Genomic DNA, 22,030 nt, shown 5'->3' with positions numbered 1-22,030 from the left:
TATGGTCGAATAAAAGAAAACTTAGGGTGAATGCAAGGTGCCTTTATTTCGGGAGTAGAAGGCTATCAAAAAGAACTCGAAGTCTTACTGAATCTTAGATATAGCTATACAATCAATGAAATTACGCCTATTGTATATCAAGGGGCTTCAAAATTAGTGATAGATGTAACTGTTATGCGAAAGTAAAAACCGGTAAATTTGTACCAGTCTCTTTTAGGGGCGTGAAAAGAAATTGGTTGTATATAATAGCATATGGTTTATATGCGATGAAATGGATTCTTGACAGCACGTATTACACCATCGATTATAGGAGTGAGTGGGCCAACAGTCATCATATGTTTACCCAATATAGGTTTTCTTATAATGGAATTCTAGCGAAAATACGTAATATAGAAAGGAAATGTTACAAATGAATAAAAGAAAATTAATGATTGTAAGTTTGTTAACAAGTTTCGTATGGAGTCTACCTATTTTGCATACACCGTATCATGTATCAGTCAATACAGCATACGCTGCTAATACAGAAGATAGAGAGTTTAATACGGATAAAGAAGCGGCTAAAAAATGGGGAGAAGAAAAATATAAAGACTGGGAAGAGAAGAAATTAACGAAGGCAGAAAAGGACATAGTGTACAATTATACAGCTAGTGGTGCGAGTGTTCTTAATGATTATTTAATAGCGACCAAAGGGAATTTAGTCGAGAAACAAGAAGATTTACCACCAGGCACAGACTATAAATTAGCTGATGCTCAAAAATACAATGAAAAAATCAAAAACCTAGAAGGTATTTTGAAAAAAGTCAGCACTCCTGAAACTGTTTCGGTGTATAAACGCGTGAGTGAAACACAATTTGGTATGGAGGCTGGTGATTTACGTCCAAACGGCCCAAGGGGTGGTATGGATGTAGCAAAAGCGCAACAAATTCAGGATAATTTTTTAGGGAAAACATTTGAGCCATTTAAGTTTATGAGTACATCACTATCGAAAGATCCAGATAAATCTTTTACTGGAGAGCGCTATGGTGTTTTATTGCATATTAAAGTACCAAAAGGAACAACGGCAGCATATATATCTGATCTAAGTAAATATTCAGATCAAGTTGAACTGTTGATACAAAGAGGATATACGTATAAATACGATAAATTTACTATTATAAATGAAGATGGTATACAATCTCTTAAGGTTGACGTTTCTATAGTTCCACAATAGTAAAGAGCAGGAAACGTTTCAAGCTTAATAATAAATATACTCTATCATATATTGATGCAATTATAGGTATATGAATAACAGTCTCTGAACATAATATTATTTATTACTCTAAGTACAAAAAACGACACCTTCCTTATAATCTATAAGGAAGGTGTCGTTTATTTCTAATTCTTTTGGTTCAAGTTCTGTTAACTTTTTTAAGCTTTTTCCATGTACAGATTGTCTTCCAATAGATTGTTCAAACCGATAGGTTTCGCCTTCACGATACCATTTCATCTAAGTTTTAATTTGAGCCACATGTTTAATTTCTAAGGCATCCATAATTTCTTTATTTTTGAATCCTTGGTGCTTCATTTCAACTACTTTCCACTTTATTTCGGCGGGATAATGATTCTTTTTCCACATGCGAAAAACTGAACTGACCCACGAATTTGGTACATGAAAAAAACACCTATGCTACCAGTTTCTTATATTCTATAGGAGACAGGTAGTTTAACTTTTCTTGAATACGTTCCGTATTATAATACTCAATGTAATCGTGAATGAGTTGTTTGAGAGTAGAAGTTGAATGTATTTGTTTTTCTTGGGAGTAAAACCATTCAGATTTCAATGAGGAATGAAAAGATTCTATTACGGCATTATCATGACAATTTCCTTTACGGAACATACTTGTGGTAATGCCATTCTCTTTAGATAACGTTTGGAAAGCGTAGGAGGTATACACGGCCCCTTGATCACTATGTAGTATAATTTGAGTCTTTTGTTTTAGTTTGATCGCCTTCTCAACTGTGTTTAAGACAAGTGTTACGTCTTGTCTGTTACTTATTTCATACGCAATGATTTCATTGTTATATAAATCCATAATACTTGATAAATACAACATCTCTGTACCAAATGGCAAATATGTAATATATGTAACCCATTTTTCATTTGGCTTGTTAGCTTGAAAATTTCTATTTAAGAGATTCTCTACAACAATTCTACTTTCTCCATTGATCCAGGTTCTTCTCTTTCTTTTAACCCTACATTGAAAATTTTTCTTTTGCATTATTTTTTGTACGGTTTTTCGATTTAGGTGATAATTATATTTTCGTTTCAATGTTGCATTTTTAATTTCCGATTCTCTATCTGAAGTTTCTCGATTTCAGTTATACCTCCTTCACTAGCCTTTTGTAGCGTACTTTGTTTTCCTACAGGGCGACTAAAACGATACGTTTCACCTTCACGATGCCACTTCATCCAAGTTTTAATCTGTGCTTTATTTTTAATTCCTAATTGTTCCATAATTTCTTTATTTGTGTATCCTTGTTTTTTCAGCTCGATTGCTTTCCATTTAATTTCTTCTGAATATGATTTTCTCGTTCCCATAAAAGAAACACCTCCGTATATTCGTATTTAAATTAAATACGGTATAAGAGGTGTTTTTTCCTTGTCTTATTTCATTGGGTCACTTCAACTGATACTTACGATTTAGAGAGGTGTTTTTTATCGTCTCATTCTCAGGGTTCACTCCAATATTCATGGGTGTTATTTATGAGTATAGTAGATGTAGAAAGCAAAAGAAAGTTGCATAAGTAAAAAAATGAAACCCGTTAGGGTTTATTTCGAAAGATAAGAAAGTATAAGTTTTTAAGCACGAATTGCTTCCTTGGAAAGCTTGCTATGTAAGGGATTGTGAACAATATTTGGAATTTCCATAATGCGCTAGATTGTGATATTTTTTAGTTATGGAAGCAAATATATTAAAACGTATTTTCTTTGATGAACATAATCATTGGGAACGATTTAAAGATAAATATGGAGCGAGGATCCGTCCAGTTGTTTTGAAAGAAATTGAAAAATTTAGAGGGTGTGGAGACCCTGAAAATGGATTTAAATTGTTTGTATGTGAAGGGTGTCATCATGTTCGAAAAGTTCCTTATCGTTGTAAAGGACGATTTTGTACAACTTGTTCTGTAGGAGAAAGTGAAGAATGGAGTAGACTTCTTTCAGAAGACGTACTTCAGGTGAATCATCGTCATGTTATTTTTACCGTAGATGAAGGACTTCGAGATATTTTTCTTTTGCACCGCCATTTATTAAAGATTTTTATGGATGAGGCCGCAAGGCTGTTGGTGGATTATTTTCAAAAGAAAATTAAGGTAACACCCGGTATTATCGTAGGTCTTCACACCTTCGGCACTAGAATTAATTTTAATCCGCATGTTCATATACTTGTTACAATGGGTGGGATGACAAAGATTGGAGAGTGGAAAGGGTATGATTTTCTTCCGTTTGAGATGCTTCGGAAACAGTGGCAAACCATCGTGTTAAAACTGATTCGAAAAGAGCTCACGGTGGCAGAAAAAAAGCCAATTCAATCGAAACTTCAAAAAGCATTTTCTGATAATGGGAAAGGCTTCTATGTACACGCTCCGAAACAGAAAGGAAACGTAAAAAAACAACTTCGGTATATTGGCCGCTATATTCGTCGACCTGCTATTGGGTTGAACCGGATCGAGGAATATGATGGGCAATCTGTTTCTTTTACATATACGGACAAATTAGATGGGAGGAAAAAAGTAGAAACGATATCTGTAGAAGAGTTTATTTCTCGATTAATTCGTCATATTCCAGATGAGCAATTCAAAATGATTCGTCATTATGGCATGTATGCACGTCGAATTAAAACATTATGTAAAAAACTATTAAATGAATGGCAAAAGAAAGCCAGACGTTGGATAATAAAAGTGAAAAAAACACTACGTCGTCAGACGTGGAGGGAACGAGTTATCGCGAGTGGAAAAAAAGATCCTCTTCTTTGTCCAAAATGTGAATCATTTTATGAATACAAGGGGGAAGTCTGCCTAGAAAGCAGAGAATGGAAAATAAAAGTAGCTTTATGCCAAAATACGCGAAATTATTTAAAGAGGGTGATTGATTATTTCGCCAGTAAGCAAACATCGAAAAAAGAAAAAGAAGAAAAACACAGTTGGACATAAGCGAATTAGCTATGTACAGTATGTTTGTGTAGGCTGTGCTCAAACAGAAAATATTCCCGATTCTGTGGTAAGAAGATTTGATATCATGGATGTAGGAGATTCGATTGTTCCGCCTAGGTTTTCCTGTGAACGATGTGGTGAAGATATGTATCCGCAGGATTACACAGGGATTGATGGGATTATGTACAATTTATCGGATTTTCGCTAGACGAAAAAGGACCGGGTGGTTTTCCCGGTTTTTCTTATATGCTTATTTTCAAGAAAATTATACTGTTTAAAAGGTTTTTCATTTCAATCAATGAAAAACCTTGGGATTTCTAACCTTAAGTTGATGGGCATGTATCGTGAGGCCTTATTGTGAAATTAGGTTTTATCAATCAGACATAATACGTGAAGTTTATGTATTATTTTTTTATCATAATCTCTTTAATTTATTGACATTTTAAGTTCATTTTATGTATATTTATTTCTTAATAGGTATACAATTTGTGTATTAGGTTCAAAAATGAATTTATAAGAACTTAAGGAGGGGTTTTTATGACTGCTATTAAAGGCGTTAAAAAATTACCTATATGTGTTAGTAGTCAAAGTGCTGTAGATTTATTTAGTAAATTGGCCAATATATCTTCAGAAATCGGAAGACTTGATGAAAAATTTAAACGTTCAATTTTACAAAGTGATTTTGTTAATATGTTAGCGTTAAATGAGTCTGTGCAATCTACAAGGATTGAAGGAACGCAAGTAACTTTTACTGATATGGTGGAACAAACTCATAAAACAGAACAGAAATGGGAACATATAGAGGTATTAAATTATCAGAAGGCTCTTTTAATAGGGCAAGATAGAATGAGAAATGGTTACCCTCTTTCTACAAGATTAATTTTGGAACTACATGAAATCTTAATGGATGGGGCTAGAGGGACAAACGTTGCTTGTGGGCAATTTCGAAAAGTCCCTAACTGGATTGGTCCTACAAAAAGGCCTGAGGATGCGGTATATATACCGATAGATTCCAATGAAATAGAGGATTACTTAAAAAATTGGGAGACTTTTGCCAATGGTCATCCATATGGAGAGAAGATGGATACTTCTCATTTAAATTCTGATTGTTATATTATTAATGAGGAAGCTCATCCTTTATTGAAAGTAGCTATATTACACGCTCAATTTGAGTCAATTCATCCATTTTTAGATGGTAATGGACGTTTAGGAAGAATTATTATCGCGTTGTATATGATGCAATCTAAACAATTATCTAGTCCTATATTCTTTGTAAGTGAAGAATTAGAAAAACAAAGGTCGAGATATTATCATTTATTGAATGAAACACGTGGAGCAAATCCAAATTGGTCAAACTGGTTAAGCTTCTTTTTAGATGCTTCTAAAAGAATGGCTGATAAATTGAATGTGTTATTTGACAAAGCTGAAGAACTTGCAAAAATAGGAATGGGCAAGTGTGAAACAGATGCGGAAAGACGGGTATATTTAATGACATTTATGTCGCCTAATATTACAGCGGTACAGGTATCTAAACAATTTAGAATAGCGCCAAGTACGGCGAGAAGAATTTTAAATTCTTTAGCAGATAAAGGGCTTGTGTTTAAAGATGCTACAAAAAAGAGAAATATTGAATACTTTAATTATGATATTTTAGGTATAGTTGGATAGTAAAAAATAGGTTCTGTTGTAAAGTGTGAAAAAACCTAAACCGACTTACAAAATATAGTTGTAGTTTAAGCAGTTCTGAATAATTTTTGTAATTCATTGTACATCGAAAAAGAGAAGTCTGGAATGTGACCTCTCTTTTGTTTATATATAGCATGAATCGTTTCGATTCCTTTCAATGTACGTGAAGCATGGCGAAGACTTTGAAATCTTGCGGATTTAACAAAACATCGCTTGATATGTCTATGATCTTGTTCGATAAGGTTATTTAGATGCTTAACGGTGCAAATCTCGATAGAGATTATTAACGCAGCTATCAATATCAAAAATGAAGCAATACGCCTATTAGCGTTAGCATAGATAGTAATAAAATACCCCTTGGAACAAGGGAGTTAGCCCGGCTGTCTTAGGACGAATTCGTTAGCTACCAAAATTAACACCGGAGAAGCCCACACTTCAAACAATCCGTTAGGACGTTAAGTGGCGGGTAGTTCACTAAATACAATTATTGTAGATACTTCCGAAATACCAGGAATTGAAGAAAGTGATATAGATGATATTAGGTAGGTAGTAAAATACGGTGGTTATACTAATATTATATTGTAAAAACAATATAATAAGGAATGAGAACTTAGGGAGAAAAGAAGATGACAACAACCGTTCATATGGAGATAGGCGAATATGAACGAGTTACAGAAATACTAAGAGGATTAGCGAACCCTATTCGTCTTCAAATTGTACAATATTTACTGATGAAGAAGGCTTTGAATGTGTCTGAATTACAACAGTATCTTGCTATGCCACAATCTAATCTACGATTTCACAGCATCTTAGTAAGTTAAAATTACTTCAAATCGTATCTTATGAACGACAAGGATTAGAAATATTTTATCGAGTGGATGATGAAAAAGTGAAACAAATTATGAAGACACTGATATTTTAAACAAATATATACTTGAAGTGACATCATTGTGAACACTAAGAAAATGCTTACAGCCCTTCCCGAACGGGAAAGCCCATCGTCTTTCGGCATGAGATGAAAGTGAGGTTGGATACGGAGTGCTACCAAAAAACCGTAAGGTTTGTGGCACTTTAAGTATCCAAAATGTTGGTATTATTTTTTATCTTTTTGTTGCAGTTTTATAATTTAACTGATACGATATGAACATGATATATAATTATAGAAAAACCAAAACAACTGTTTCATTTACTACCATTTTGTGTTTTGCCCACGATACAGAAGAAAGATTTTTCTTCACACAAAAGTAGAAGAACGTTTCAAAGAGTTGGTCCAAGAGGTATGTAACGAACTGGATATTGTTATTGTCGCAATGGAATGTGACAAAGACCACGTTCATTTGTTCTTGCATACACTTCCAACACGCAGTCCTGCTGATACAATGGCGAAAATCAAAGGAGTGACATCAAAGCGTTTAAGAGAAGAGTTCCCTCATCTCGCGCACTTGCCAAGTCTGTGGACTCGTTCCTATTTTGTGTCTCCTGCTGGAAAGGTATCAAGTGAGACAATACAACAGTATGTTGAAAATCAAAAAACGAGGGGGTGAAACTTGTGCCACAAACCATCACAGTGAAAGTTAAATTGCTGCCAACAAAACAACAAATCAAGCTATTGCAACAAAGTACAAAGGATATGGAAGCCAATCTCCCAAGTGCGGTGAAAAAGAGTGCATACAAAATCGTTCCGATTTTAAAAAGACCAGTTTGTGTGTGGAATAACCAAAACGATTCCTTTGACTATACGCACTTTTCCATCCCGTTCATGATAAAAGGCAAGTCAACACGTTTACAGGTTCGTGCTTTATGAGTCGACAAACATAATCGCAACTTTGACTTGTTGAAACACAAGTTAGGTACCCTTCGTATCACAAAGAAATCTGGTAAATGGATCGCTCAGATATCTGTCACGGTCCCTACAATAGAAAAAACAGGAACGAAAATTCTAGGAGTAGACTTAGGTCTCAAAGTTCCTGCGGTAGCCATCACAGACGATGATACAGTTCGTTTCTTTGGAAACGTTAGGAAAAACAAATACATGAAACGTAAGTTTCGTAGTGTTCGTAAGAAGTTAGGAGAAACGAAATGCCCTTCGACAACTTGATGATAGGGAACAAAGGTGGATGCAAGACCACAAAGTAGGTCGTGAAATCGTCGATTTCGCAACGAATCATACGATATCTGTCATTCGATTAGAGCAACTAACGAACATCAGACAGACGGCACGAACAAGCCGTAAAAACGAGAAAAACCTACACACTTGGTCATTCTTTCGCCTAGCGCAATTCATCGCGTACAAAGCGAAAGTAGTTGGTATAAAGGTTGAATATGTGAATCCTGCTTATACAAGTCAAACGTGTCCAAAATGCACGGAGAAAAACAAGGCGAAAGATAGAAAATATAAGTGTCCATGCGGATTTGAGAAACACCGCGATATCGTTGGAGCGATGAATATTCGCTACGCAACTGTGGTTGGCGGGTAGTCAATCAGCCTAAGAATCTATATGGTCTGTCTTAGGAGGGGTGATGACACAACCTCATCTTGAAGGCTGTTCAAAACCGAAATGGACTGCGAACGTTTCGTCATTCAGGAATCCCATCCGTTACACCGTAAGGTGTAGGACTTGCGGCTTTAGCCGTGGGGGTGTCAATGGAATAGAAGTTATGTATCTATCAAGTGTTTGAAGTAATTGCGTAAGAGCTGATTTCGATACCAAAGTATACAAGAACAATACAATCAATTATTTAATAGGAGTGAAGTCAAGGGGGCTGAATAATCAAAACAATCGAATATAGGCTTCTTATTGAATAAGGTGCTTATATTCGATTGTTCCAAAAAGTTTTGGTGCAAACCTCGAATGATGTCAAAATATAAGCGAAATTTCGAATGATTTATTTTCAAAATCATCAAATATTCATTTTAGAATTATTATAAATTTATTTTTGCACCGGAACCTCCCATCCCAAATTACTATTTTACGTTAGTGATAAGGGAATTAAAGTAACCAATAGGTAGTGGATGCTGTTCCTTGGTATTGCTGATTCTTATCATAAAAATCAAATCGAAGTTCTTGTACATGTGGATAATTTGTATAACGCATATATTTATATATATACCATCCTTTTAAATTGTTTGTATTTCTTATAAATAAGTCACTCATTTTTTTAGGTAAAACCAATGGTCCTGGTGCATCCATCATTCCTTCTGGAGCTAGTCGAAGGTAGACATTATTATTTTTTTGAAATACTTGTGTAATATCTAACCATTCTGATCCTGTGTATTGATACGATGTAGAGTTACCCATTTGATTTGGTGATGCATCTACAACTTGTCTTGAAAAATCTATGATGTTTTCTCCTGTTGGTAAAGCCGTAGCAGAACAGGGAGCCCCTATCATAAAACTACAACAAGCAAGTATACCTGGAATAACAATAGATTTATTTTTTCTCGATTTCATCTTGTAAAATCCCTCCAATAAAGTGTTGTATATGGCATATACAACCATACAATACTGAATTTTGATTGACTAGATTTCATAGGTTGAGAAATATCTTACGGAATGATCTGTGGATAAAACAGAAATAACGAGAATATTTCACCAAAAAGAAAAAACGCAATCACTTACGAAAGCGTTTTTTCTTTTTGGTTATTTTTATGAACAATGGAAAGGGCTTCATGTCCACTATGATTTTACCATACATCACTATTGACAAATATTGAGAAAATTCCATATGTAAAATAAATAATCCGGATTACTATGTATTCTAGGTTCTGGTGCGAAAATAATTACTGGAATAGAAGCTCAAAAAAGGACAAACTTCTCCACTGTCCAAAGGCAGATATATCTTATCAATAAACGCTTTAGTTTAATAGCATAAAGTTAAATTTCGTTAGGAATCTTTTGTTCTCTCTATATCCTTATTATTTTTGTACCAAAACCGGTATTAACACAATCGATTTATAAAGAATAATTTTTTGTATTTGTAGTCCCAGCAATTGTCGGTATTGTTCACGTATCCGTTGGTATGAACATGGTTAGTGTTCTTTTGCCGGATTCATATTTTCGTAGTGATTTACTCCATTTACTATTTCATTACAGTTTAATTGTATAAGAGGATTGTGCTTCGGGAAGAAAATTAATATAATGATGTGATTTATACAAAAATTGTATTATTTATTTAAGAACAGATTATTTCAATAACCTGTTCTTTGTTTGTAAAGAAATACGTACACAGCTTCAGCAAGATCCTTCACTAGAGAAAGAATAAGATGAAAAATAATTCGAGATTTTTTATCTTTAACTATCTCCCAAAAAGGAGAAATAAGAAAGAGTAACCTCTTACAAAAACACCCAATAGAAATCCTCTTTTTTTGTTAAATTTATCATTTATTTGTACTAAAAATACGTTGCTTTCTTACAAACTTGTCATCTATTTGTAAGCTTAATCGATGTCTCTTCCTTCTTTTTTTATATAAAGTATGTTAGATAACCAGCTTTGTTTGATAGAAACATACTTGCTAAGGAGGAGACACCACATGAAAAAAAGTATTCAAATAACTTTGAGTTCCATTATTATCGCATCCAGTATGCATTCCTATTGTTACGCTGACACAATACCTACAAATAAATCACTTACAGGCAAGGGTGTAAAAGTTGCTGTAATAGATTCTGGTATAGATGTTACACACCCAGATCTCAAACAAAATTATGTAAAAGGATATGATTTTCTCGATAATGATACGGTCCCTGAAGATAGGGATGGACATGGTACACATGTAGCGGGCATTATTGCTGCAAACGGAGCGATGAAAGGAATAGCGCCAGATGCATCCATTCTAGCATACCGTGTTTGGGGTGGTTCCAGAGGAGGTCCTCAAGCGATTATAAAAGCCATTGAGCAAGCGATTAAAGATGGAGCACAAATTATTAATTTATCATTAGGAGAAAATATTGATGGTACTGATACACCATTAAATCAAGCAATTCGAAAAGCGATCAATCGTAATATTACGGTGGTAGTAGCTGCAGGGAATGCAGGACCTACACAGTGGTCTATACATAGTTTAGCTAGTACACCAGAGGCTATCACGGTAGGGAATGCAAAGGCGCAGGGGATAAAAGAAACGATATTACAAATTCCAGGTATACAAAAAGAAATTGGGCTTCATCTACTGGACAAAAATCAAACATTGCATACGGGAGAGTATGGTATTGTGTATTTACATGATTTCAATCTTGATAGCATACAAAAGGAAACTGACTTCAAAAATAAAATTGTGGTGATTGAAAATGCGGATTTCAATGGTGAACAAGCTATGAATACTTTACAAGAACTTCAAAAACGGGGTGTAGTAGCTATTTTGGATAGTCTGAATGATGAAAACAAATCGGTCAAACAGTATGCATCTTTATATAGGACAATGTTGAATATCCAAGAAAAAATTCCTGTACTGATAGGGATTTCGAAAGAGGAAAAGGGAATGTTAATAAAGGCAGCTCAAGAACAAAAAATAGTAACCATTTCAAATGACACAGAGGCACGAGTTGATTCTAGCAGCTCGCATGGACCTACGGTAGGTTCTTGGGGAATAAAACCTGATTTAGCTGCACCAGGAGTGGATATAGAAAGTACATTCCCACTGAATTTAGAGGAAATGCCCTCCTCACAAAAGAAGGGGTACGCTATTATGTCTGGGACGAGTATGGCAGCCCCTTATGTGACAGGCGCCGCGGCGTTACTCAAGCAAGAGCATCCGGACTGGACACCTTATGAAATCCGTGCAGCTCTTACGAGTACGACCACATTACTTACAGAACGATCTGGTCAAGTCACAACCCCTTTGGCACAGGGATCAGGACAAATTAATATTGAAAAAGCTTTACGGGCAGAAATATTACCCTTAACGAATAATCTAAATTTCGGTTTCTTACATGCAAATACAGGAGTTCAAACCGTGACTCAAACATTAAGAATTGAGAATGTATCAAATAAGAATCGTACTTTATCTACTCAAAATCAATTATTAGATGGGAAAGTAGACATAAATATACCAGAGTATATTACCATTCCTGCCCATCAGACGATTGAAATTCCTGTCAAGTTACAGGTAGATACCTCTCTTACAATAGATAAACATATAGGGTTGATTTCGCTTGGACAAGGTAAGGAACAAATGCATATCCCGTATATCGTGTCAGTAGATCCAAAAGATTATCCATTTTTATCAATTGTTCATGGCGAAGAGACAGTTTCGCGTAACCAATTCCCTTATTTGTTAGAATATGATACACCATTCCCACCAAAACAGTTAACAATTTCTATTACAGGACATACAGTGGAGCAGCAACCATTTTCTGCGACTTTAATGGACACACGACATCCATCTAAAGGGTATCAACAATTTAAATGGGATGGAAAAGATAAAAATAAAAAGAAGGTACCGAAGGGCACCTATACAATTGTGATTACAGCGAAATATAATGGGAAATCATATGAAGTATCTCATCCCTTGACAATTAAATAACAAAGACGTTTTTATATATTATACATGTAATTTTCACGCGTATTTCTTTAGGATGAAAATTCAAATGTTCGGGAAAGCTTCATCGTTTCTCTTCTGTTAGTGAAGAGGAATAAGGGGTACGGCAACCATTCCTTCTTTGTAGAGCCACTCGCTAAATTGGCCCCACACGACAAAAAAGAAATAAGAAGTAGCAAGAAACATCTCATTGCTGAAAACTGCATTATTTGCTATACTAACAGAGTTTTCGAGTAACGTGTTATTTGTTCTAGACGAGTATGTACTTGCTGACAAAAAGGCTTGGATATGTTGAAGTGAACCCCGAAAACGGGACACCAATCAAAACACCTAAACCACTTGTTCCCTAAATTCTTTAGGGGATAGGTGGTTTAATTTTTCTTGAATTCGCACACAATTGTAGTAATGAATGTATTCTAGCACAATCTTTCGCACAGTTGTGTTGGATACTTTTGTTATCTTTTGTGAATAGAAAGCTTCACTTTTTAAATGACCAAAGAAGCTTTCCATGACGGCATTATCATGGCAATTTCCTCTCCGGGACATGCTGGTGATCATGCCGTTTTCTTTGGCATACGCTTGAAATTCTTTTGCTGTATAAATACTTCCTTGATCCGAGTGAAGAAGGACATCTTTTACTTTTCGCCCTCTCATTGCTTGTTTCAATGTTTTCATCGCTAATGTCAGTGTTTGTGATTCGCTGATGACACAACTAATCATTTCACGATTAAAGGCATCCATGATCGTTGATACATACAAGGTACGCTCTCCAAATAAGAGATACGTCACATCCGTAAACCACTTTTCATTTGGTTTGGATGCATCGAATTGGCGCTCCAATCGATGAGGGGCTACCATTGGTTCCGCACCATTGATATATTTCTTTTTCTTTCGACGCACTTTTGAAAGAATATGATTTTGTCTCATGATTCGTAATACTTTTTTATGATTGACACACAGTCCCATTTTTCGAAGAGTAGCGGTCACTCTTCGATATCCATACCGGAATTTATGCCTAAGACAGACGTCCTTTACTTTTTCTTCTATATCATCTTTCAGATCTTCCGTTCGTTGTAACCAACGATAAAATGTAGAACGGGGTAATTCTAATACGTTACACAAGTCTTTTACCGTTATTTTTGTTTGTACATTTCTCCATAAAGTAACTACAGTTTCTGGTTTCAGCCCCTTTCGATTTCCAGATACTTTCCCCATACAAGTAATTTTGTTTTTAGATGTTTATTTTCTAAACGTAGCTGTTCTAATTCACTGAGCTCTTTTGGTCCTTTTCCATAAGAATATTGTTTTCCTACAGGTTGTTGAAAACGGTACGTTTGATCGGTACGATACCACTTCATCCACGTCTTAATTTGGGAAACATTTTTAATTCCAAGCTTCTCCATAATTGTCCAATTGGAATATCCATCCTTTTTCATTTCAATCACTTTCCACTTTACTTCTTCTGGGTAATGAACTCTTGTCTTCAAACGAAAAACACCTCCAATGAATTTGCATACTTAGTATGCGAATTCAGGAGGTGTTTTTTTCATGTACCACTATTCGGGTTCACTTCAATGTATCCAGGGCTTTTTGTTTTGTTATAGTTGAGTGTAGTTAGTATCAGAATGAAAAAATCTTCATTCCTTTCTCAAAAAGGGCTAAAAACAGCATGATGGTTCTTTATTTTTAAATATTTATAATTATCACGGTGTTTTTAATCTTTACCAATTATTGTATTGTTCTTGGCTGATTTGTAGTTGTAGACTTAAACCTTTTGCAAGTGATGCCATCTTGGGCTCTTGTTCTAACATGAGTAACACCGGTTTATCGCTCTACTTCTAAGTGTAGATATTTTAATCCGTATATTAAAAAACTACCGGTACTTTCTAATGTAACAGTAGGATTACGTTGAATATGAGAAAAAGTATTCAGTAACGATGTAAGACCTATTCGGGTCTCTAAGCGAGCAAGTGGGGCACCAAGACAAAAATGGATTCCATGTCCGAATGCTATGTGTGGATTGGGATTGCGATTTACACAAAATTGATTTGCATTTTCAAATTGATTCTCATCATGATTTGCTGAACCGATCCATGCAAGAATGCGGTCTCCTTCTTTTAACATTTGATCGCCTATCTTGACATCTTGCTTGGCAACCCGTGCCACTAATTGAATCGGAGATTTATAACGAAGTACCTCTTCAATCGCGGAAGGTATTAATGTCTGATTACAACGGATTTGTTCCAGTATTTGAGGGCGCTCCGTAAAACTCCAAATAGCATTACCAATTAAATTCACCGTCGTAATGTGACCGGCTAATAAAAGGATTTCACAAAAGGACAGTAGTTCGATTTCAGATAATCGTTCTCCGTCTATTTCTGCGCGAATAAGTGCACTAATTAAATCTGCCCCCATATGTATCCGGCGTTGTTTAATAATCTGCCGAAAATATTGATTCATTTCTTCTAATACAGTTTGTCGATCCGGTCTATTATTCAGATTAAATTCGCCTTCGGTACTTAAAAGTTTATCTGCCCAATTTTTAAACATACCTCTATCCTCTGTCGGAATACCTAACATTTCAGCAATGACAATCGTTGGCAATGGGGCCGCAAAGTCTTGTATGAGCTCGATTTGACTTTTATTTTTCATGTTATTAATCAACTCATTTACAATTTGTGTAATCCGTGGTTCCATATCTTGGATTACTTTAGGAGAAAAAGCTTTAAATACTAGATTACGTAAATTTTTGTGTATAGGTGGATCAGAAGTAAGTAAAGTTTTCGGACGTTGTTCTAGTTGCGAATTATTACTTTGAGAAAAATCGGAAGAAAATATTTTATAATCAGTGATAATCCGGTTAACATCTTCATATCGATATATCCCCCATACTTGTTGTGAGTCATCATAAACTATAGGGTAATCACAACGCATTTTCTTGAAAAATGGATATGGATTCAGGTACTGTTTAGAATTTGGAAATAGCTTCATCGTCATTGCACCTCGTTCATTTTTATATGTATTATTTTCTACTTCTATTATTTTATTCTATTTTCATTGTGCGCTATCATTTGTGCATTGTTTACGTTAGGCTTAATCACCAATTTTGTAGTTTTTCAAAATGTAATAGAGATCACAGAAATTTTATGGCTACTCAAAAATGAAGGTTATCGCTTTTCACGCCGAGATTTAGAAAGGATAAGTCCCTATATAAACTAACTAGAATCGGTTTTGCAGCTTTGCTCAAGTATTTTCAATTGTTTCATCAATTCCCAATGAAAAAAAGTCAAATTCCATCTGACATGCTACACTTTCTTTCTAAACAATTAAATCTTTCTTTAAATTCCTATCACACTTACATTCTTGATTCTAAAACAGCTAGAAAACATAAACAAGAAATACTTGATTTTTTTGGTTTTAAAGAAGAACAAGATGAAGAAACATTTATATATCAAGTATCGAACAGAGAAAATTGTAGCTCCTTCTGAGTGGCAGATAAATCCACTGGTTCAGCAACTTATTTTTCAAAGAGAACAAGATTTTTATCAAGAAACGTATAAAAATCTTTCAACTAGTACTTTGAAAAAAATCGATGAGTTATTGGACTACTGGGGACATTTAGAAAATCAAGAAAGCGGTTCTAATGAAAGCGCAACATCAGAAATTACATTCCGAAAATTAACAATGGGACCTGGACGTTTAAGCCAAGTCACGTTATTTACTGAACTTGATAAATTAAAAACTTTGCTAGCTTTAGAACTACCTATGAATTTATTTTCTAAAATCCCACCTAAAGTACTTCAGAAATACAGGTTACGTGCTATTTCTGAGGATAAAACAGAGTTGCAACGTCACAAGAATCCGATTCAGTATACATTACTCGCCACTTTTTTCTGGTTAAAAATAAAAGAATTGAATGACAACTTAATTGAGCTTCTTATTACCCTTATTCATAAAATTGATGGTCGTGCTGAGAAAAAAGTGAAAATGGAAATGATTTTAGAGGTAAAAAAAGTGTTTGGAAAAAACAAAATGTTAATTGATTTGCTCGAAACAGCACTTCAAAATCCCGAAGGGACTATAAAAGACACCTTGTTTCCAGTCGTAAAGCCACAAATCCTTGAGGATATTGTTAAAGAATTAAAGTATAAAAAGTCTATGTATCAACAAAAAGTTCACTGGGAAATTCGAAATTCTTATAGCAGTTCCTATCGTACTGCAGTAACAGAGATATTAAAACTGCTTAATTTTAAGTCGAACAATCATCTTCATCGGCCTGTTATTGAAGTGATTGAACTTCTACGAAGTTATGATGGTTCTAAACAAATCACATTTTCACCGCATGAAGATATTCCGCTTGGAACAGAAATCATTCCAAGGAAATGGTATGATTTAGTTGTAACAGAAGATAAAAATGGAGATATACGTGTGAATCGAATAAACTATGAAATCTGCGTTTTACATGCTTTAAAAGATAAATTGAAATGTCGAGAAATTGGGGTTGCTTTTTCTCATCGTTATCGGAATCCAGAAGAGTATTTACCAGCTGATTTTGAGGAAAATCGTATCCAACATTTATGAAGAATTAAATCTATCTTTAGAATCTCAAGAGAAAATAGGTGACCTACAACAACTACGTGCAAAACTAGATATGTTAAACAATAATATCCTTAAGAATAAAAAAGTGAAAATTTTAAGTAAACATAATGGGTGGATATCAATAGCTCCAAATGGATTAAGCCCAGGACCGAAACAATTAGGTCATCTAAAAAGAGAACTGTCCAACCGTTGGTGGATGACAAATTTGATTGATATTTTGAAAGAGACAGCGCTAAGAACTGGTTTTATCAATCACTTCTAAAGCTTAGCTACTCACCAACGATTAGATTGGGATGAACTCCAAAAAAGATTATTGCTCTGTTTGTATGGTATAGGGACAAATACGGGAATTAAACGGGTATCTTCGGGTGATCCCAGTATGCAATATAAAGCACTTTTATATGTAAAAGAAAGTACATACATGTAGAAAATTTAAGAATTGCAAATCAAAGTATAGTAAATGCAATTTTAACTGAACGAGCCGAACCTCTTTGGGGCCAAGGTACCACTCCATGTGCTTCAGATTCCTCACGCGTAGTAGCTTACGATCAAAATCTAAGGACACAATGGTTTCCTAGATATCGTGGGCCAGGTGTTTCTGTTTATTGGCATGTTGAGGAAAAATCAATGTGCATTTATTCTCAAGTAAACGCACCTAATTCTTCTGAAGTGGCTGCCATGTTACATGGATTACTTAATCATGATACGGATAAAGAGATAGATCGTAATTATGTAGATACACATGGTCAAAGTACAGTTGGATTCGCCTTTTGTCATTTACTAGGTTTTGAACTATTGCCACGTTTTAAAAATATTCAGTCTCAAAAGCTCTATAAAGTTTCTACAACAGATTGTTATGACGATTTGTCTCTTGTCATTGCGAAACGAGCTATTAATTGGGACTTAATTAAGCGGCAATATAACGAAATGGTTAAGTATGCGACAGCACTACGAGTAAATACTGCTGATACAGAAGCCTTTTTGAAACAATTTTCTAAGAATAGCTCTCATCCAACCTTTTTAGCATTTCAAGAATTAGGAAAAGTGATTAAAACAATGTTTTTGTGTGATTATTTAGCTTCGGAACAATTAAGAAAAGCCCAATTTGTATACAGTTCGAAGTTCTTCATTGAATTTGTTCTGTTTGGTTTCTACCTGAAATAGTCTTTTATTTGATGCAAATGAGTTAACCTAAGTTATATCAAAATTTTTTACACAGTAAGGTTAACTTTAAAGGAGATTTGAATGGGGAGGAATGCAATTGAAAATGAACAACAACAGATGTATGATTTGATTATCATTATATATTTTAGGTTTGATCATGTTAATCCAGCCAATTTATATGAAATGAATGGTTTTGTGTACCAACTGTATACTACTTCATTTGAAACAAACTCTTCAGATTGGCTAATAAACGTTTTTGATTTATGTGGAGTAGAACAAACATGCAAATGAATTAAAACGAATACACAGATCTATAATAACCCTTAAAATAATCGAAGGTATTTTTCTAATAAAAGAGTATTGTATTTTCGGTATAATTCCCGTAAAGTAAGCGCATATCATACAAAACATACACCTAGGAGTGTGATACACAATGAAACCCATTTTTAAAACAAGTATAGCTTTAACACTTTTTTCTCTTTCTCTTATGGGGTGTCAGTCACCACAAACACAGCCGAAACAACCATCTTCACTAACCGAACAGCAAGTTATGGCCGATGCTTGGTATCAAACGGCCGGAGAAGTCAAAGCGCTCTATCATCAAGGATATAATATAGGGAAAATGAAATTAGACACTGCACTTGCCAAAGGTACCGAAAAAAAGGCTGCCATCGTTTTAGATTTAGATGAAACGGTTGTGGATAATAGTCCGTATCAGGCCATGACCGTGAAAACAGGAAAAGGATATCCCTATAAATGGGAAGAATGGATTCAACAAGCTAAAGCAGAAGCTCTTCCTGGTGCCGTTTCCTTTTTACAATATGCAAATGAAAAAGGTGTGGCGATCTACTACATCTCAAATCGCAAACAGAGTCAATTAGATGCTACTTTACAAAACTTACAGAAATTGAATATTCCACAAGCTGATAAGGAGCATGTCTTATTGCAAGGAAAAGAAGAAAAAGGAAAAGAAGAACGAAGAAAAAAAGTTGCGTCAGATCATGATATTGTTTTATTCTTTGGAGATAATTTATCTGATTTTACCGGATTTGATGAAAAATCTGTACAAGATAGAAATCAAGCTGTAGAAGAGATGCACGAAGTATTTGGAGAAAAGTTTATTATGTTCCCAAATCCAATGTATGGGGACTGGGAATCCGCTTTATATCAATACGACTTCAAAAAGTCAGATACTGAAAAAGATACGCTCCGTAAAGATGCATTGCATGTATTTGAAGATACGAAATAACAGAAGTATTAAAACAAACAGATACAGGTTTGCTATTCTATTTTATAAGCTATGGTAAGCTGTTATTTGGAAGATTGAGCGCATTCGCTCAATCTTTTTTCATATTTTTTACTATCCCATGACTCAATTGCAACATATGGCGAATACACACTGCCTATCAAGGGGATTTCCATGACGGTAAAATGTTGATGTATCAACGATAGAGGACCTCTATCCCAATTTTTATGTTTTAAACAAATGTTTGATTCGACATCCTTCGTACAAAACACATACAGATTCGCTGCAATTCGTCAATGCTTACATATTTTTTTGAGAAAGGAATTCTCGCATGTATAAATCTAATTTCGTTGCTTTCTTATTATTCATGATTTCTTTTTCTTGTTACGTCATCTATGTAACCAAAAATCCGCTCTATTTGCATCCAGTCGTTTTATTATCTATTATGTTGATTACCATTATAGGTATCCTACTTTTTAGTGATTTCTATGATACAACTTATATGAAATATATACTTCTCACGGGATTATTTCTGTATCTCATTCTTATATGTCGTACAATGCTAAACATCATATGAGTGTGGGTTGTACAATAACATCCTAGTATTTTTTTACTTGAATCCCTTTACATTGACCCTCTAAGATAGGTGACAAATAAAATCACCCCATTTTTATTGCAAAAACCCATTCTATGCGAGTCAGATTTCTGTTTTCTTACATATTTATACTTCAAACGACACACGCTATTATACATACCAATTCTTAACAGAAGGAGTGTATATGAAAGCGATTCTGAAACTCATTTTTGCTAGTTCCCTTCTTTGTCTATTGTGTGCGTGTGCGGAGCGAAGAGAAATCGAAGAATTAGGGTTTGTTGTTGGCGCCGCTTATGATCAAGCACAAGGGTCGGGAATCAAAGGAACCTATCAACTGGTATTACCTAATACACTTAGTACCTCAGAGCGTGGCACATCTACACAAAAAAATTATATTAATTTAAGTGCTACAGGAGAAAGTATTTTTGCTCATTTCCGCATGATTGCCAAAAAAATTAGTCGTCCGTTATTTTTTCCACACATACAAGTAATTATTTTCTCTGACAAACTCCTACAAACACCGTATATGTTACAACGTATTTTAGATGTGTACACACGTGACGACGCAATGCGAAGAAATATTCGACTCTTTGTATCGAAGGGGAACGCCGAACCTATTTTAGAGCAAAATGCAGGTCCTGAATATTTACCTGCCAAATACGTTGAAATGTTATCAGAACATACACAAAAAAATGCCCAAATGGTAGAGAAAAAACGAATTGGTGATATCCATAGTAAGATCCTTGCCAAGAAAAGCTTTATACTTCCCGTTTTATTTCAAACAAAACAAGGAATGGCATTAAGTGGGGCGGCTTTATTTAGAGGAAAAGATAACCGTTTCATTACGATTTTATCTGCACAAGATACAGCCTCCTTAAATTACATGACTGGTTCACAGGTAAGAGGAATTTTTACCATTTTAATGCAGAAACAACCCATCACATATGAATTTCAACGTGTACACCATCGTATGAAACTAGATATTAGGAACCCAAAACATCCTAAAGTAGATCTATATGTGACAGTAGGTGGGAAATTTTCAGAAATACACCCCTCTTTGTATCGTCATTTTTCAGTAGAACAATTACATAACTTACTAGCGAAGGAAATGACAGAACAATTACAAAGTACGATACAGCGCATACAAAAACAATATAAACTAGATGTCTTAGGAATAGGAGATGTATATCAGCGTAAAGACTATAAAAAATGGAAAACCATCGAGAGGAACTGGGAACATGGAAAACAATATTTCACTACATGTCAAATTCGTATCCATGTAAACCCCAATATTACACATTCCGGTTCTACATTACCAAAATAGTACACGAGGAGATCTACCCGGAACTTTTATCTCATGATTTCTTTTTTACACCATACAAAATCAATAGGAGTATAAAAATAATGAAAGTAAACCCAGCATATCAAGTATCTCCCATCTATACACTTTTTTTAATCCATAGTGCCCAATTTGGAGCTGGTGTCCTAGGTTTTTCTAGAATTGCAGCTGAACAAGCAGGTTATGATGCAAAAAATAAATAACTTGAAATGAATTTTTCTAACTTGCTTATACGGGGTCCCCTTAGAAAACAGACAACTCGTTCATTCCTCCTATGCTGTATATTCTAGGAGAATCTGTACAAAATAAGAAAGTAAGGGTGCGCACGTAATAAACGATGTAAGTTTTCCTTTTTAACTGCTCTCCTATAATGGATAAAAAGGTGGTTCTTGGATAAGAATCACCTTTTTGTTACGGAATACTATTAAAATAAATGATACTGTTTGTTTTATATAGAAACTGTAATGGTACTGTCATAGATATATATCCTTTCTTCTATAGATGTCATCCTTTTCAACCGTTTATTTTTAGGGTACGGTACCATCATCATCGAGCTAAGAAAAACGAGCGGTCTTTGATAGTAAGGATATTCATTATGAGTATAAATTTTGCCTAAACACTATAACCCCCCGTATACTTGTGATGCTTTATTTTCATATAAAAAGCCCCAAAGGG

11 protein-coding genes and 10 pseudogenes are annotated in these 22,030 nt (G+C 34.7%); 16 read left to right on the top strand and 5 right to left on the bottom strand.

From position 1 onward, the window contains the following. The first annotated feature begins 30 nt into the window (after positions 1-30). Positions 31-186 carry an ADP-ribosyltransferase gene (locus MHI28_RS36305; protein ID WP_445661804.1) on the top strand — a complete coding sequence of 52 codons (156 nt, stop codon included), beginning with the start codon at positions 31-33 and terminating at the stop codon, positions 184-186. A 223-nt stretch (positions 187-409) separates the two neighbouring features. Next, complete coding sequence (locus tag MHI28_RS32170; protein WP_340828608.1) at positions 410-1,210, top strand: ADP-ribosyltransferase; 801 nt, start codon at positions 410-412, stop codon at positions 1,208-1,210. Positions 1,211-1,661: 451 nt separating this feature from the next. On the opposite strand, the pseudogene MHI28_RS32165 reads toward MHI28_RS32170, so the two are convergent. Continuing rightward, a pseudogene (locus tag MHI28_RS32165) lies at positions 1,662-2,578 on the bottom strand (IS3 family transposase). Positions 2,579-2,937: 359 nt separating this feature from the next. On the opposite strand from MHI28_RS32165, the gene MHI28_RS32160 reads away from it, so the two are divergent. After that, the gene (locus MHI28_RS32160) at positions 2,938-4,191 is read left to right on the top strand and encodes an IS91 family transposase (protein WP_100910182.1); all 1,254 of its coding nucleotides are present in this window, start codon (positions 2,938-2,940) and stop codon (positions 4,189-4,191) included. Between the two features lie 537 nt (positions 4,192-4,728). Beyond that, positions 4,729-5,859, top strand: coding sequence for a Fic family protein (locus MHI28_RS32155; RefSeq protein ID WP_340828607.1), 1,131 nt, complete (start codon positions 4,729-4,731; stop codon positions 5,857-5,859). Between the two features lie 65 nt (positions 5,860-5,924). On the opposite strand, the pseudogene MHI28_RS32150 reads toward MHI28_RS32155, so the two are convergent. Then, a pseudogene (locus MHI28_RS32150) lies at positions 5,925-6,143 on the bottom strand (DDE-type integrase/transposase/recombinase); the annotation flags it as partial. Here MHI28_RS32150 and MHI28_RS36300 point away from each other — a divergent pair. The 4 pseudogenes from MHI28_RS36300 to MHI28_RS32135 form a co-directional block, all read left to right on the top strand. Continuing rightward, positions 6,138-6,216: pseudogene (locus tag MHI28_RS36300) on the top strand (RNA-guided endonuclease InsQ/TnpB family protein); the annotation flags it as partial. The pseudogenes MHI28_RS32150 and MHI28_RS36300 overlap by 6 nt on opposite strands. A gap of 287 nt (positions 6,217-6,503) precedes the next feature. Next, positions 6,504-6,799: pseudogene (locus tag MHI28_RS32145) on the top strand (ArsR/SmtB family transcription factor). Positions 6,800-7,023: 224 nt separating this feature from the next. Then, positions 7,024-7,421, top strand: a pseudogene (gene tnpA / locus MHI28_RS32140) (IS200/IS605 family transposase). 5 nt (positions 7,422-7,426) lie between these two features. After that, positions 7,427-8,354: pseudogene (locus MHI28_RS32135) on the top strand (RNA-guided endonuclease TnpB family protein). Positions 8,355-8,867: 513 nt separating this feature from the next. Here MHI28_RS32135 and MHI28_RS32130 read toward each other — a convergent pair. Then, positions 8,868-9,329: a hypothetical protein gene (locus tag MHI28_RS32130; RefSeq protein WP_340828606.1), complete on the bottom strand. Its 462-nt coding sequence runs from the start codon at positions 9,327-9,329 to the stop codon at positions 8,868-8,870. Between the two features lie 466 nt (positions 9,330-9,795). Here MHI28_RS32130 and MHI28_RS32125 point away from each other — a divergent pair. Both MHI28_RS32125 and MHI28_RS32120 read left to right on the top strand, forming a co-directional pair. Beyond that, positions 9,796-9,976 (top strand): annotated as a pseudogene (locus MHI28_RS32125) (hypothetical protein); the annotation flags it as partial. 432 nt (positions 9,977-10,408) lie between these two features. After that, positions 10,409-12,397: a S8 family serine peptidase gene (locus MHI28_RS32120; protein ID WP_340828605.1), complete on the top strand. Its 1,989-nt coding sequence runs from the start codon at positions 10,409-10,411 to the stop codon at positions 12,395-12,397. Between the two features lie 345 nt (positions 12,398-12,742). On the opposite strand, the gene MHI28_RS32115 is transcribed toward MHI28_RS32120, so the two are convergent. Together MHI28_RS32115 and MHI28_RS32110 are read right to left on the bottom strand one after the other, a co-directional pair. Continuing rightward, a protein-coding gene (locus MHI28_RS32115; RefSeq protein ID WP_340828016.1) for an IS3-like element ISBt2 family transposase occupies positions 12,743-13,899 on the bottom strand; the annotation gives its coding sequence in 2 pieces (ribosomal slippage) (positions 12,743-13,647 and positions 13,647-13,899; 1,158 coding nt in all). A gap of 337 nt (positions 13,900-14,236) precedes the next feature. Next, on the bottom strand, positions 14,237-15,403 hold the full coding sequence (locus MHI28_RS32110; protein WP_340828604.1) for a cytochrome P450: 1,167 nt from the start codon (positions 15,401-15,403) through the stop codon (positions 14,237-14,239). A gap of 102 nt (positions 15,404-15,505) precedes the next feature. On the opposite strand from MHI28_RS32110, the pseudogene MHI28_RS36295 reads away from it, so the two are divergent. The 6 genes and pseudogenes from MHI28_RS36295 to MHI28_RS32065 all read left to right on the top strand — a co-directional run. Continuing rightward, positions 15,506-15,625: pseudogene (locus MHI28_RS36295) on the top strand (Tn3 family transposase); the annotation flags it as partial. Beyond that, positions 15,616-18,109: pseudogene (locus tag MHI28_RS36290) on the top strand (Tn3 family transposase); the annotation flags it as partial. The pseudogenes MHI28_RS36295 and MHI28_RS36290, both read left to right, overlap by 10 nt. 147 nt (positions 18,110-18,256) lie before the next feature. Beyond that, positions 18,257-18,466, top strand: a complete 210-nt coding sequence (locus MHI28_RS32080) for a hypothetical protein (RefSeq protein ID WP_340828600.1) — start codon at positions 18,257-18,259, stop codon at positions 18,464-18,466. A gap of 142 nt (positions 18,467-18,608) precedes the next feature. Beyond that, on the top strand, positions 18,609-19,424 hold the full coding sequence (locus tag MHI28_RS32075) for a 5'-nucleotidase, lipoprotein e(P4) family (protein WP_340828599.1): 816 nt from the start codon (positions 18,609-18,611) through the stop codon (positions 19,422-19,424). A 776-nt stretch (positions 19,425-20,200) separates the two neighbouring features. Next, entirely contained in the window at positions 20,201-21,340 is a 1,140-nt protein-coding gene (locus MHI28_RS32070) for a Ger(x)C family spore germination protein (RefSeq protein ID WP_340828598.1), read from the top strand. Between the two features lie 80 nt (positions 21,341-21,420). Then, positions 21,421-21,543 (top strand): annotated as a pseudogene (locus MHI28_RS32065) (GerAB/ArcD/ProY family transporter); the annotation flags it as partial. Positions 21,544-22,030: the final 487 nt, after the last annotated feature.

It is taken from the genome of Bacillus sp. FSL K6-0268 (assembly GCF_038005425.1).
Taxonomy (GTDB): domain Bacteria; phylum Bacillota; class Bacilli; order Bacillales; family Bacillaceae_G; genus Bacillus_A; species Bacillus_A thuringiensis_S.
The sequence above is the reverse complement of the archived record's forward strand: the minus strand, read 5'-3'. Positions and strand labels throughout refer to the sequence as shown.

Excerpts from the sequence above, each read along its gene's own strand:
- MHI28_RS36305 (WP_445661804.1), top strand. The coding sequence starts at position 31 with ATGCAAGGTGCCTTTATTTCGGGAGTAGAAGGCTATCAAAAAGAACTC.
- MHI28_RS32170 (WP_340828608.1), top strand. The coding sequence starts at position 410 with ATGAATAAAAGAAAATTAATGATTGTAAGTTTGTTAACAAGTTTCGTA.
- MHI28_RS32160 (WP_100910182.1), top strand. The coding sequence starts at position 2,938 with ATGGAAGCAAATATATTAAAACGTATTTTCTTTGATGAACATAATCAT.
- MHI28_RS32155 (WP_340828607.1), top strand. The coding sequence starts at position 4,729 with ATGACTGCTATTAAAGGCGTTAAAAAATTACCTATATGTGTTAGTAGT.
- MHI28_RS32130 (WP_340828606.1), bottom strand. The coding sequence starts at position 9,329 with ATGAAATCGAGAAAAAATAAATCTATTGTTATTCCAGGTATACTTGCT.
- MHI28_RS32120 (WP_340828605.1), top strand. The coding sequence starts at position 10,409 with ATGAAAAAAAGTATTCAAATAACTTTGAGTTCCATTATTATCGCATCC.
- MHI28_RS32110 (WP_340828604.1), bottom strand. The coding sequence starts at position 15,403 with ATGAAGCTATTTCCAAATTCTAAACAGTACCTGAATCCATATCCATTT.
- MHI28_RS32080 (WP_340828600.1), top strand. The coding sequence starts at position 18,257 with ATGGGGAGGAATGCAATTGAAAATGAACAACAACAGATGTATGATTTG.
- MHI28_RS32075 (WP_340828599.1), top strand. The coding sequence starts at position 18,609 with ATGAAACCCATTTTTAAAACAAGTATAGCTTTAACACTTTTTTCTCTT.
- MHI28_RS32070 (WP_340828598.1), top strand. The coding sequence starts at position 20,201 with ATGAAAGCGATTCTGAAACTCATTTTTGCTAGTTCCCTTCTTTGTCTA.